The 395-nt window shown below is 43.5% G+C and carries 1 protein-coding gene; it reads left to right on the forward strand.

The window, feature by feature from the left end; all coding sequences use genetic code 11:
- Positions 1-395, forward strand: a 395-nt coding sequence (locus OS191_RS00195; RefSeq protein WP_267153692.1) for a hypothetical protein, incomplete at both ends; no start/stop codon positions are given.

Below are 395 nucleotides of genomic sequence, written 5' to 3' on the forward strand. Positions count from 1 at the left end.
CATACTTTGGTAGCTGAAGTGACAGACAATACCGACCCTAACTATTTAGACTTAAGTGTTATTGTACCAGGAACCACTACAGGAGGCGATGTTTTAAATATCGTAACAAGCAATGGTTTGTGTGCAGCATTAGATGTAGCAGGCGCACCAATTACAGTAGAGACCTGTTCAGCCGATGCAGGAACCTTAACAGCAGATGCAAGTCCAGTACAATTATCTGGAGCAAGTGTTACAATTAGTGCCACACAAGGCACAGCACCAACAGTACCTGCTAATTATGAAGTGGCCTATGTATTGACCTCAGGTCCAACCTTGATTATTGAGCAAACAGCAGCAACACCAGAATTTACGGTGACAGCAGCAGGAGATTATACCATCCATACTTTGGTAGCTGA

It is taken from the genome of Xanthomarina sp. F2636L (genome assembly GCF_026410195.1).
Taxonomy (GTDB): Bacteria; Bacteroidota; Bacteroidia; order Flavobacteriales; family Flavobacteriaceae; genus Xanthomarina.